At 59.7% G+C, this 12,040-nt stretch carries 10 protein-coding genes; 5 read left to right on the forward strand and 5 right to left on the reverse strand.

Going from position 1 to position 12,040, the window contains the following annotated elements:
• The first annotated feature begins 21 nt into the window (after positions 1 to 21).
• The 3 genes from ACP7AP_RS14635 to ACP7AP_RS14645 all read left to right on the forward strand — a co-directional run bounded on the left by ACP7AP_RS14635 (position 22) and on the right by ACP7AP_RS14645 (position 3,458).
• Positions 22 to 1,374 (forward strand): aspartate aminotransferase family protein, encoded by a 1,353-nt coding sequence (locus ACP7AP_RS14635; protein WP_426035016.1) that lies wholly within the window; start codon positions 22 to 24, stop codon positions 1,372 to 1,374.
• 93 nt (positions 1,375 to 1,467) lie between these two features.
• Positions 1,468 to 1,926 carry a tetratricopeptide repeat protein gene (locus ACP7AP_RS14640; RefSeq protein WP_426035018.1) on the forward strand — a complete coding sequence of 153 codons (459 nt, stop codon included), beginning with the start codon at positions 1,468 to 1,470 and terminating at the stop codon, positions 1,924 to 1,926.
• Positions 1,927 to 2,222: 296 nt separating this feature from the next.
• Positions 2,223 to 3,458: an ATP-grasp domain-containing protein gene (locus tag ACP7AP_RS14645; RefSeq protein WP_426035020.1), complete on the forward strand. Its 1,236-nt coding sequence runs from the start codon at positions 2,223 to 2,225 to the stop codon at positions 3,456 to 3,458.
• Here ACP7AP_RS14645 and ACP7AP_RS14650 read toward each other — a convergent pair.
• On the reverse strand, positions 3,439 to 4,011 hold the full coding sequence (locus tag ACP7AP_RS14650; protein ID WP_426035022.1) for a helix-turn-helix domain-containing protein: 573 nt from the start codon (positions 4,009 to 4,011) through the stop codon (positions 3,439 to 3,441). The genes ACP7AP_RS14645 and ACP7AP_RS14650 overlap by 20 nt on opposite strands.
• Before the next feature lie 118 nt (positions 4,012 to 4,129).
• Between ACP7AP_RS14650 and ACP7AP_RS14655 the strand changes: the two genes are divergently transcribed.
• Positions 4,130 to 6,076 carry an FAD-dependent oxidoreductase gene (locus tag ACP7AP_RS14655; RefSeq protein ID WP_426035024.1) on the forward strand — a complete coding sequence of 649 codons (1,947 nt, stop codon included), beginning with the start codon at positions 4,130 to 4,132 and terminating at the stop codon, positions 6,074 to 6,076.
• 265 nt (positions 6,077 to 6,341) lie between these two features.
• On the opposite strand, the gene ACP7AP_RS14660 is transcribed toward ACP7AP_RS14655, so the two are convergent.
• The 3 genes from ACP7AP_RS14660 to ACP7AP_RS14670 all read right to left on the reverse strand — a co-directional run bounded on the left by ACP7AP_RS14660 (position 6,342) and on the right by ACP7AP_RS14670 (position 9,903).
• Positions 6,342 to 7,364, reverse strand: coding sequence for an aspartate-semialdehyde dehydrogenase (locus tag ACP7AP_RS14660; protein WP_426035026.1), 1,023 nt, complete (start codon positions 7,362 to 7,364; stop codon positions 6,342 to 6,344).
• 100 nt (positions 7,365 to 7,464) lie between these two features.
• On the reverse strand, positions 7,465 to 8,634 hold the full coding sequence (locus ACP7AP_RS14665) for an MFS transporter (protein WP_426035028.1): 1,170 nt from the start codon (positions 8,632 to 8,634) through the stop codon (positions 7,465 to 7,467).
• Between the two features lie 21 nt (positions 8,635 to 8,655).
• The gene (locus tag ACP7AP_RS14670) at positions 8,656 to 9,903 is read right to left on the reverse strand and encodes an MFS transporter (RefSeq protein WP_426035030.1); all 1,248 of its coding nucleotides are present in this window, start codon (positions 9,901 to 9,903) and stop codon (positions 8,656 to 8,658) included.
• Between the two features lie 144 nt (positions 9,904 to 10,047).
• On the opposite strand from ACP7AP_RS14670, the gene ACP7AP_RS14675 reads away from it, so the two are divergent.
• Complete coding sequence (locus ACP7AP_RS14675) at positions 10,048 to 11,652, forward strand: alpha-glucosidase (RefSeq protein WP_426035032.1); 1,605 nt, start codon at positions 10,048 to 10,050, stop codon at positions 11,650 to 11,652.
• Positions 11,653 to 11,795: 143 nt separating this feature from the next.
• Here the strand turns inward: ACP7AP_RS14675 and ACP7AP_RS14680 are convergent, their stop codons facing one another.
• On the reverse strand, positions 11,796 to 11,990 hold the full coding sequence (locus ACP7AP_RS14680) for a hypothetical protein (RefSeq protein ID WP_426035034.1): 195 nt from the start codon (positions 11,988 to 11,990) through the stop codon (positions 11,796 to 11,798).
• Positions 11,991 to 12,040 lie beyond the last annotated feature (50 nt).

Raw genomic sequence — 12,040 nt, forward strand, 5'->3', positions numbered from 1 at the left:
GCCAAAATCAAAAGGCCCGCCATGACCGCAAAACCCGCCACCCTGAAACCGGATGCCATGACCGCCACCACTGCTCTGCCGAAAGTCACTCACGGGCGCGGCAGCTATCTGTGGGACGCCAGCGGCAAGCAATATATCGACGGCTCTGGCGGTCCCGCCGTCTATTGCCTTGGCCACGCCCACCCTGAGGTCAACGCCGCCATCGCAGCCCAACTGGGCCAGATCGCGCATGGCTACCGCTACAACTTCAGCACCGACGCGCTGGAGGAATTGACCGAGATCATCCGGGGCCATTGCAGCGGCACTTTGCGCGAAATGGTTTATGTCACCGGCGGGTCCGAAGCGGTCGAAAGCTGCCTGAAAATCGCGCTGCAATATCAAACCGCCATCGGCCAGAAATCCCGCCGCCGCTTCATCAGCCGCGAACGCTCGTGGCATGGCAACACTTTGGGCGCTTTGGGCGTCTCGGGCTTTGCCGAACGCACCGCCGCCTACGAGGGGGCCTTCATCGCCTCAATCAAACTCTCTCCCGCCAACGCCTACCGCCCCATCGCCGGGGCCACGGCTGAGTCCGCAGGCGAGGCTTGCGCGCAGGAGTTAGAAGCCGCGATCCTCGCCCATGGCCCCGAGACAATCGCCGCCTTCATCTTTGAACCCGTCGTCGGCGCAGCAGGCGGCTGCGTGCCCGCCCCTCACGGCTATGCCCAGCGCGTGCGTGAGATTTGCACGAAGTACGGCGTGCTGATGATCGCCGATGAGGTGATGTGTGGCGCAGGCCGCACCGGACCGTGGCGCGCCTTGGACCGTGACGGGGTCGAGCCGGACATCATGTCGGTCGCCAAGGGTCTGGCCGCTGGCTACATGCCGCTGGGTGCCGCGATCTGCACCACGCAAGTTTGGCAGGCGATCCGCGACAAAGACGGCGCTTTTGGCACCGGCCACACCTTTACCGGCCACACCGCCGCCTGCGCTGCCGGGGTTGCAGTGCAGAACATCATCGCGCGCGAAGGCTTATTGGCAAAAGTCGCCGCCAATGAGACCCGCCTGAAAAGCTGGCTCGCCGATGCCCTGCACGGGGTTGAGGCCATCGGCGACATTCGCGGGCGCGGTCATTTCATCTGTGCCGAACTGGTGGCCGACCGCACCAGCAAACGCCCGTTCGAGGCCGAGCGCAAACTGGCCCTCAAAATCCGCGCGGCTGCAATGAACAACGGCCTGATCTGCTATCCGGTCAGCGGAAACGTCGATGGCGCGCGCGGCGACATCGTCATTCTCGCGCCGCCCTATAACTGCAGCGATGCAGAACTGACCGAGATCGTCGATAAAACCGCAAAATCCATCCGTCAGGTGCTTATTTCTGAAGGTTTGGCATAATTTTGCCATCTCACGTAGGCTTGATGCAGCAAATTTACCGAATCGGTTAGCGTGCCAGCACACCACGCATGCGGCCACAGGGAGAAGCCAAAAATGCCTCATATCCTTGCTTATGTTTTGATCGGCTTGTTCGGTCTGCTGTCGATGGCGCTGGACCCGGCAATGGCCGCAGGCAGCTCGGATGACAGCAGCGAAACCGACTCTGCGCCGACCTATGCCGAAGCCAAAGCCAAGATTGACGCCGAAGATTATGCCGCCGCGCTGCCGCTGTTGGATAAAATCACCAGCGAAGAACCGCAAAACGCCGATGCCTGGAACCTGCGCGGCTTTGCCAATCGCAAGCTGGGCAACATGGAGGTGGCGGCTGTGTCCTACACGGCGGCGCTGAAGATCAATCCCGGCCATCTCGGCGCATTGGAATATCAAGGTGAGATGTATCTCGAACTTGGCCAGACCGTTGCCGCGGTGGCGAATTTGAAAAAGCTGCAGGGGCTGTGTGGCGATTGCGAAGAAGCCACTGATCTGGCGGAATCCATCGGCATGAAGGGCTAAAGCCTTTGGGTTTATCTGGCGCAAAGCCGTGACAAGATGCAGCATGAACTGGCGCATTGCATTGCTGCATTAAGAAAAACATAAGGTATAGCGCGGTTTTGACCACAACATCTTGTGGAAAATTTGGCTAAAATCGACAAATACCACAAGTCATTCCCAGCGGGGATGTTTGACTTGGGCTGAAATCGGACCTGCGACCAATCAAACCCCAACCGCTCTAAACCCGGAAACGCTTTCTTCAGATATCAGCTTTACTGCTTTACCCACGCCAGAACGGCGCGTGCAAAGGAGTGTTGATGCAGCTTGCCTCTTTCGTTTCCCCTGTCCCCCCTGCGGCTTGGCCGATGATGGCGCAGCCCTGCATTGGTTATGCCGCCATCGTCCGGCAGGCTTATGCCGGGGCTGACCTCTCCTCCCTCACACGCGATCTGGTCGCCCGCGTGCAGGGCCCCATGGTCGATCCGGGCGCTTTGCTGGATCTGGCCACCCTGCTGATGCTGCAAGGCGGTGATTTGGCGGCAGAAGGCGCGACGATGCAGCGCCACGCGATTGCGCTGCAGCAAAGCTACCAGATCAGCCACGGCAGCGGCTTGGGCCTGCGGATACTGGCCTTTGTGACGGCAGGCGATTTCATGGCCAATACGCCGCTGGATTTCCTGCTGCACGGCTCGGATGCGGTGCTGATCCTGCATTTCGTCGATACCGACATGCTCAGCCTCAGCAACCTGCCCGCCCATGACATCGCCTTCATGGCCATCGGCGAATCCCCCGACACCGCCGCCATTATGCACCACATGCAGGGCTTGCTGGCCGATTGGCCAACGCCGATCTACAATCACTCTATACCGGTAATCGCCAAACTGTCGCGTGATGGCGTGGCCCAAATGCTGGCAAATGCCCCCGGCGTTTACACCCCGCCCACCCAAGCTCTACCCCGCTCAGCGCTTATCAATACGCTGATGACCACACCCATCGCCGCCCCATACATCCTGCGTCCCCTCGGCACCCATGCCGGCGCGGGTATGGCGCAGATCTCCAATAGCGCCGACCTCGTCAACTGGCTGCGCCGCCATGATGCCGCAGACGTCTACACCGCCCCCTTCATCGACTATCGCGGCGCAAACGGACTATACGCCAAACAGCGCATCGTGCTGATCCAGGGGCGGCCCTATCCCAGCCATATGGCCAGCTCACCGCATTGGATGGTGCATTACCTCAACGCCGATATGACCAACCACCCAAGCCGCCGCACTGATGAAGCCGCTTGGATGGCGGGTTTCGACCAAGATTTCGCCCAGCGCCACGCGACAGCCTTCGCCACACTCTACGACCGCATTGGCCTTGATTATTTCGGCATTGATTGTGCCGAACTCCCCGATGGCCGCCTGCTGGTGTTCGAGGTGGATGTGGCGATGATCGTGCATGACATGGACTGCCCGCAGATGTTCCCCTACAAACAGCCCGCCATGCGCAAACTTTTCGCGGGGTTCCTGTCGGCGCTGGAAAATACCGCTAAAAACTGGGCGGGCTGATCGCCCACAAAACCACGGCCTCCTCCGGGCCGGGGTTGCGATAGCGGTGCGGCTCGGCCGACGAATAGCTGCAAGTATCGCCCGCTTGCAGCAGAAAATGCCGCGCGCCGATCCAGAATTCCAACTGGCCTTGCAGCACAAAGCCCACCTCGTCGCCCTCATGCGTGTAAGACTGCTCGCTTTCCGTCCCCGCTGGCATCCGGCTGTAGATCATTTCCACCTGCAAACTCAGCTTCGGCGTCAGAAGTTCATCCACAATGCCGCCCGCATAGCGCAGGCTCAGCCGATTGGCGCGCCGGATCACATAGCCGCGCTCGTCATCCGGCACCGGCGCTTCGCCCGCAAAAAACCACTGTACCGTCACCCCTAAACCTTTGGCGATATTCACCAAAGCCGGGATGGACGGCGAAGCCAAATTCCGCTCCAACTGGCTGATATAGCCAAGCGACAATCCAGCCGCCTCGGCCAGTTCCGCCAAAGTCAGGCCGCGCCGCTTGCGCAATCCACGGATACGCTCGCCGAGAAAACCTGTGGGACCACTCACTTCATCCATCGCGAAACCATGCCGCAGCTGCACAATAGCCGCAACAAGTTTTGCCGTTAGTAAAAATTTCTTTCACTTTTTTACTTACCTGCTATCCAAGGCCAGCAACCCAAAGGCCGCTAAATCCATGTTTCCGCACTTGTTCGCCCCGCTGACCCTGCGCCGCACTACCCTGAAAAATCGCATCATGTCCACCGGGCATGACACCACGATGCCGACCGATGGCACGGTCAATCCGGCGCTGATCGCCTACCACCGCGCCCGTGCCAAGGGCGGGGTGGGGCTGATCATCACCCAAGTCGCGGGCGTGCATGAAACCGCGCGCTACACCTCGCATCTGCTGATGGCGACCACCGACGCCTGCATCCCCGGCTATACCGAACTCGCGAAAGCCGTCCATGCCGAGGGGGCGGCGATCCTAAGCCAACTGTTCCATCCGGGGCGCGAGATTATGGAAAGTGCCGATGGTTTGCTCGCCGTCGCCTATGCCCCCTCTGCCGTGCCGAATGAGCGGTTTCATGTGATGCCGCGCCCGTTAAGCCTTGCGATGATTGAGGAAATCATCGCGGGCTATGCCTCGGCTGCCAAACGCCTGCACCAAGCGGGCTTTGATGGGGTCGAGGTTGTCGCCTCGCACGGCTATCTGCCAGCGCAGTTTCTGAACCCCCGCGTCAACCTGCGCGAAGACGGTTTTGGCGGCACTGATGCCAAACGTCAGCACTTCCTGACCCGCGTTCTCGCTGCCATCCGCACCGCGACGGATGACGATTTTGTCATCGGCCTGCGCATTTCGGCGGGGGAACGGGATGATGAGGGGCTGACGATCCAAGAGGCTTTGGCGGCCTGTAAAGCCCTCGAACCCGGCTTGGATTTCGTCAACGTCACCACCGGAACCTCTGCCTCCATCGGGGGTGCTGTGCATATCGCGGCCCCGATGACCTTTGCGGCGGGCTATTTCGCCGCCGATGCCAGCATCTTCCGCAAGGCGTTGAAAATCCCGGTTTTTGTCGCGGGGCGGATCAATCAACCGCAGGAAGCCGAGGCGATTATCGCCAGCGGCAAGGCGGACGTTTGCGGCATGACACGGGCGTTGATTTGTGATCCTAAGATGCCCGTCAAGGCCGAAGCTGGGGCGGTAGAGGATATCCGCGCCTGCATCGCCTGCAATCAGGCTTGCATCGGCCATTTCCATCGCGGCCTGCCGATTTCTTGTATTCAGTACCCGGAAAGCGGGCGGGAATTGACTTATGGCAGCCTGAAAGCCGCTGCAAAACGCAGGAAAATCATGGTGGTCGGCGGTGGCCCAGCAGGCATGAAAGCTGCGATCACCGCCGCCAAACGCGGCCATGATGTGACAGTGTATGAGGCCGCAAACCAATTGGGCGGGCAGGCTTTGCTGGCGCAACTGCTGCCGAAGCGGGCGGAGTTTGGCGGGATTATCACCAACCTTTCGCGTGAGATGGAGCTGGCACAGGTGAAGGTGCGGCGGGGGATCATGGTGACGGCGGCTTTGGTGCAGGCCGAGGCCCCGGATGCCGTTATTCTCGCCACGGGTGCGCGCCCACATGTGCCAGACCTGCCGACCGATGGCCATATTCAGATTGTCACCGCGTGGCAGGTGTTGCGGCGCGAGGTGAAACTGGGCGCAAAAGTCGTCGTCGCCGATTGGCGCTGTGATTGGATTGCACCGGGAATTGCCGAGATGGCAGCGCGGGATGGCGCGCAGGTGACCTTGGCGGTGAACGGCTTGCATCCCGGCGAAAGCCTGCCGCTGTACGTGCGCGATACTATGGCCGCCGATCTGCATCGCCTGCGCATTGACGTGCGCCCCTATGCACGCCTGTTTGGCACAGCCGAGGATACGGTTTATCTGCAACACACCCCCAGCGGCGAGGCGATGGAGGTGTCTGGAGTGGATACGCTGGTGCTCAGCCTTGGCCATATCCCGGTGGATGGGCTGGCTTTGGAATTGCAGGAGTTGGGCATTGCTGTGACCCAAATCGGCGATTGCCTCGCACCGCGTACCGCAGAGGAAGCGGTTTATGATGGGCTGAAAGCGGGAGTCGCGGCATAGGCAAGGCGTATATCGGTTTGTGTTTGATCTGATACATAGTCTTCCCCGCTGGGAATGACTTGTGGTTTAGGGCCGATTTTAGCGGTATTTCCACAATATGTTGTGGAGTTGCGCTTTTTAGCTGCGGTTTGAGGCCGATTCCGCTGGCCGTCTTACTTTATGTTGATCAACCGCTAAGACTTAGCAATCAGTTAATGCCCCCAGGCTGGACATAAAAAAAGCCCCGCCAATCGGCAGGGCTTTTCCAATCAGATTTCAGGCCAAATCAGCCCTTTTTCAGATACCGGCTGCCCAGCAATTCCGCGATCTGCACCGCATTCAAAGCCGCACCTTTGCGCAGGTTGTCCGAGACGCACCACAGATTGATGCCGTTATCAATCGTGCTGTCTTGCCGGATGCGCGAAATATAGGTGGCGTAATCGCCAACACATTCGATGGGCGTGATGTAGCCGCCGTCTTCGCGCTTATCAATCACCATGATACCGGGGGATTCGCGCAGAATATCGCGGGCTTCGTGTTCATCGAGGAAGTCTTCAAACTCGATGTTGATCGATTCCGAATGGCCGACAAACACCGGAACCCGCACACAGGTTGCGGTGATCTTGATGTTCTTGTCGAGGATTTTCTTGGTTTCCGCGACCATCTTCCATTCTTCTTTGGTCGAGCCATCGTCGAGGAACACGTCGATATGCGGGATCACGTTGAAGGCGATCTGCTTGGTGAACTTCGACGGGCGGACTTCCTGTCCGGGGACGTAAAGGCCCTTGGTCTGATCCCAAAGCTCGTCAATGCCTTCTTTGCCCGCGCCGGAAACCGATTGATAGGTGCTGACAACCACGCGCTTGATGCGGGCGCGGTCATGCAAAGGCTTTAGCGCCACCACCATTTGTGCGGTCGAGCAGTTCGGGTTGGCGATAATCATCTTGTTTTTATAGCCCGCAATCGCATCCGCGTTCACTTCTGGCACGATCAGCGGCACTGCGGGGTCGTAGCGGTACAGCGACGAATTGTCGATCACCACGCAGCCTGCGGCCGCGGCTTTAGGAGCGTAGATTTTGGTGGCATCGGAACCCACGGCGAACAAAGCGATGTCCCAGCCGGTGAAATCGAACGTGTCGAGATCCTTGGTCTTCAGGGTCTTGTCGCCAAAGCTGATTTCAGTGCCCAGCGATTTGCGCGATGCCAGTGCGGCAATCTCGTCAATCGGGAACTCGCGCTCGGCGAGGATGTTCAGCATTTCGCGGCCCACGTTACCCGTGGCACCCGCGACGACGACCTTATAGCCCATCGGGGTTCTCCTAAATTCTGTCAGTGACCATCAAAGACGTGCCCCCTTAGCGCATGGGGACGTGCGGGGAAAGGCTTTGTTGCGGGAATTCCGCAGCCGGTCAGTCGGTGCGATCTTGCGCGCGCAGGTAGATCAGCAGGCCAAAGGCGGTGAACCCGGCGTAGAACAGGAAAAGCCCGGCATAAGCGGCCTCGGGCGGGCTTTGCGGCAGGGCGGCTTGCAAATGACCGGTGGCGATTTGCATCAGACCCGTGGTGCCGATGCCGAACAGGTTGATCAGGGTCACGCCGCGCCCGACCAGATGCGGCGGCAGGAAGGCGCGACCATGCGCCATCACCATCGGAAAGGATGATCCGAAGAAGCCAACGCCTGCCAACAGGGCGACAGGCAGGAAACCGGAGGCTGCGGGGAAGGCATAGAGGCCCAGCAGGCAGACCACCGCCAAAGCGTTGCCGCCAAAGATCAACCATTTCCGGCTGCCAAGCAGGCGATCCAGCGGGCCGTAGGCGAAGTTGCCCGCCACCATCGCCAGCCCCATGATCAAGGTCACCATACCAATCCGGGCGGCATCGGCTTGGAATACATCGGTCAGATAGGGCCCTGCCCAAAGCCCGCGCAAGCCGGCGGCGGGGGCGTAGCACGTCGCCATCATGATCAAGATCGGCCATAATGCAGGCATCCGCAGCAAGTCGAGCAGCGAGCCTTTGCTGGTGTGGATCACCCGTTCGGGGTCGCGCACCAGCAGCCAAACCGCAGCGGCGGTCAGCAAGGTCAACCCGCTTAGGCCCCACATTGCGCCACGCCAGCCAATCGTCTGGACCGCCAGCGACAAAGGCAGCGAGGCCGCGATATTGCCGAGTGACCCAATCCCGATCACCACCCCCGCCAAGGTGCCAAACACCACGGGCGAAAAGCTGCGGGCGAAGATGTAATAGGCCGCCATCAGCACCGGGGCGCAGCCCATGCCGATCAGCACCATCGCCACGTTGATCGCCCCCGGCCCGGTTGCCATCGCAAACACCGCAGCCCCAATGCTGCCCAATGCCAACGATCCGGCGGTGGTCAGCCGTGGCCCGACCTGATCCAGCGCCATCCCCACGGGTATCTGCATCAGCGCAAACGCCAGAAACCACAGCCCCGAAGCCGAAGCGAGGTTCTCTGCCGTGGCCCCGATATCCACCGCCAAGACGGGCGACAGCACCGCCAGAAAGGCGCGGTAGAACTGGCTGAGCACATAGGCCAGCACGAGGGCGGCGATACCGGGGCGCATGAAAGCTCCTTAAGGCGTAGATCAGGCAGGCTGCGCCATCAGAGGTTTCTCGCGGATCGGCAGATGCACGATGGCCGAAAAAGCCCCAACGCCGACGCCGATCCACCAGACCGTGCTGTAATCTCCGGTCAGATCATAGAGTTTGCCACCCAGCCAGACACCCAAAAAGCTGCCGACTTGATGTGAGAAGAACACCACACCATAGAGCGTGCCCATATACCGCAGTCCGTAGATATGCGCGACAAGGCCAGAGGTGAGCGGCACGGTTGCCAACCACAAGCTGCCCATCACCAAGGAGAATATCAGGACGCTCGCGGGGGTCATCGGCAGCATGATGAACAAAGCCGAGGCCACAGTGCGGGCGACATAGATGCCCGAAAGCAGGTATTTCTTGGTGTAGCGTTTGCCGAGCCAACCCGACATTATGCTGCCCGCGATGTTGGCCAGCCCGATCACTGAAATCGCAATCGCGCCTAAGATCGAGGTTGAGGTTATCCCGATATCCGCCAGCAAGCCCGAGGGGTCAATCGCGCCGCATTTCTCGGTGATGAAGGCAGGGAAATGGGCGGTGATAAAGCCCAGTTGATAGCCGCAGGAAAAGAAGCCGACGAAAATCATGGTAAAGGATGGGTCTTTGAAGGCGCGTTTCAGCACGGTGCCAAGGGACTCGTCGAGTTCATGTTTGGTGGCGATGCTGGGCGAGCGCAGGAAGGGCAGCGCGAACAGAGTGCAAAGGATCACGGCGGCGAAGATCACGAAGACGGTTTGCCAATGGTAGTGTTGCAGCAGAATTTGCGCTGTGGGCGCGCCAAACACCTGTCCCGCTGAACCTGCGGCGGTGGCGATGCCCAAAGCCAGCGAGCGGTTTTCGGGTTTGGCAGCGCGGCCCACGATGGCAAGGATCACGCCAAAGCCGGTGCCTGCGATGCCGAAACCCACCAAGATTTCGAGCAGTTGCATCTGGCCGGGGGTGACGGCGTAGCTTGATAGCACGAGGCCCAGCGCGTAGAGGATTGCCCCCGCAATGATGGCGCGGCGGTCGCCGAAGCGTTCGGCGAGCGCGCCAAAGATTGGCTGGCCGACGCCCCAAGCCAGGTTTTGGATGGCGATGGCCATGGAAAACTCGGCCCGTGGCCAGTTGAATTCGGCGGCGATCGGAATTTGGAACACCCCGAAACTGGCGCGGATGGCGAAGTTCAGCATCAACACCATGCAGCCTGCAATCAGGATCGGCGTGAAGATGCTGGATTTAGGGGAGGTCTGGATCATCGTGCTGCTCCTGCTTGGTCGTCACGGTTAGCCGATGGCTTTGCAGGGTCAATGGCAGAATTGTGCGGACACAAACCCGGCCGGTCTGTGCAAGGCTTTCAAAGCGGTTTAGGCTTTGGGAAACAGCATTTATCGGAGGCAGGAATGGCGGAATGGTGGCGTGGCTCGGTGACATATCAGGTCTATCCCCGGTCATTTCAGGATGACAATGGCGATGGGATCGGCGATCTGAACGGCATCACGCGGCGTCTGGATCATATCGCGGGTCTCGGCTGTGATGCGGTGTGGCTGTCGCCGTTTTTCACCTCGCCGATGCTGGATATGGGTTATGATGTGTCCAACTATACCGATGTTGACCCGGTGTTTGGCACGCTGGCGGATTTTGATGCGCTGGTGGCGCGGGCGCATGATCTGGGTCTGAAGGTGATCATTGATCAGGTGCTGAACCATTCCTCTGATAAGCATCCGTTCTTTGCGCAAAGCCGCAAGAGCCGCGAGAATGACAAATCGGACTGGTATATCTGGGTCGATCCACGCCCGGATGGCACGCCGCCCTGCAACTGGCTGTCGGTGTTCGGCGGGCCCGCGTTTACCTGGGATGCGCGGCGCAAGCAGTATTACATGCACTCGTTTTTGCCGCAGCAGCCAGATTTCAATTACCGCAATCCGGCGGTGGTGGAATATATGGAATCTGTGCTGCGGTTCTGGCTGGATCGCGGGGTGGATGGCTTCCGCTTTGATACGGTGAATTACTTTTTCAAAGATGCGCTGTTCCGCAATGATGCCGCCGATTACCGGGTGAAAACCAAGGCCGATGGCAACCCGTATGAGATGCAATATCATTTGTTCTCAAAGGGTCAGCCGGAGAATTTGGCTTGGATGGAACGTATACGCCGGGTGATGGACGACTATGTGGATCGCGCCACGGTGGGCGAGATGGGCGAGGCGCATCACGCCATTCGGATGATGGGCGAATACACAGCACCAGGGCGGCTGCATCAGTGCTATTCGTTTGAAATGATGGGCTACGATTATTCGGCTGCGTTCTTTCGCGGCAAGATTGAGGAGTTCTTCACCGGCGCGCCGAATGGCTGGCCGATGTGGGCGTTTTCCAATCACGACGTGGTGCGGCAGGCTTCGCGTTGGGCGAAACATGGCGTATCGCAGGACGCTTTGGCGCGGCAGGCGGGGGCGTTGTTGCTATCCTTTCAGGGGTCGATTTGCCTCTGGGAAGGCGAGGAGATTGGGCAGACTGATACTGAACTGGTGTTCGAGGAATTGACCGATCCGCAGGGCATCAACTTTTGGCCGGAGCCTGTGGGGCGCGACAATACCCGCACACCGATGGTCTGGGATGCGTCACTCAACGGTGGGTTTTCGACGGGTAGGCCGTGGCTTCCGGTGAAAGCACCGCAACTGGCACGGAATGTGGCGTCGCAGTTGGGGGTGCCGGGGTCGGTGCTGGAAACCTACCGCGCGATGCTGGCCTATCGGAAAGCGTCGGATGCCTTGGTGACGGGGGCCACGCAGTTTTTCCATCTGCCCGAGCCGATTTTGGCCTTTACCCGTGGCGATGCGGTGCTGTGCGTTTTCAACCTGTCGCCGGATGCGGTTACGGTTGCTGTCGAGGGCGCGCTTGGGCTGGAGGGACCGTCGCAGGATGCGGTGTTGGATGATGTGCAGTTGGCACTGGGGCCGAATGGGTTTGCATTTCTGACGGTGGAGGGGCGGGTATCCGTGCGGACTTGAAACGGTGCGGGCTGCATGAACGTCGCCGGGGGTTTCACACCCCCGGACCCCTGTGGGATATTTGCGCCAATGTGAAAGCAGTTTTTAATCTAATTGTTCGTAATTTATAGGCCGAGACCGGGTGGGTTTCGCCCTTCTTTATGTTAAATTTCTTGCCAAGATACGCCCGCAGCGGGATTATTTCGGCCACCCCATTCAACAGTGAACGCGTTGTAATTGAACAAGAAACGATGCGTTTCAGTATCGCGGCGGCGCATGCCTTCGGGCTGTGGATCGGTCGCTATCCCGGCCTTATGGCACAGCGCAGTCAGGATGTGGGCCGAGCCGGTGTCGTCCATCCAGACTGCGAGGTCGTGAATGCCGCCAGCGCGGATCAGCAGTCGGCAGT

This window comes from Cypionkella sp. TWP1-2-1b2, from assembly GCF_049896245.1.
In the GTDB taxonomy this organism is placed as follows: Bacteria; Pseudomonadota; Alphaproteobacteria; order Rhodobacterales; family Rhodobacteraceae; genus Cypionkella.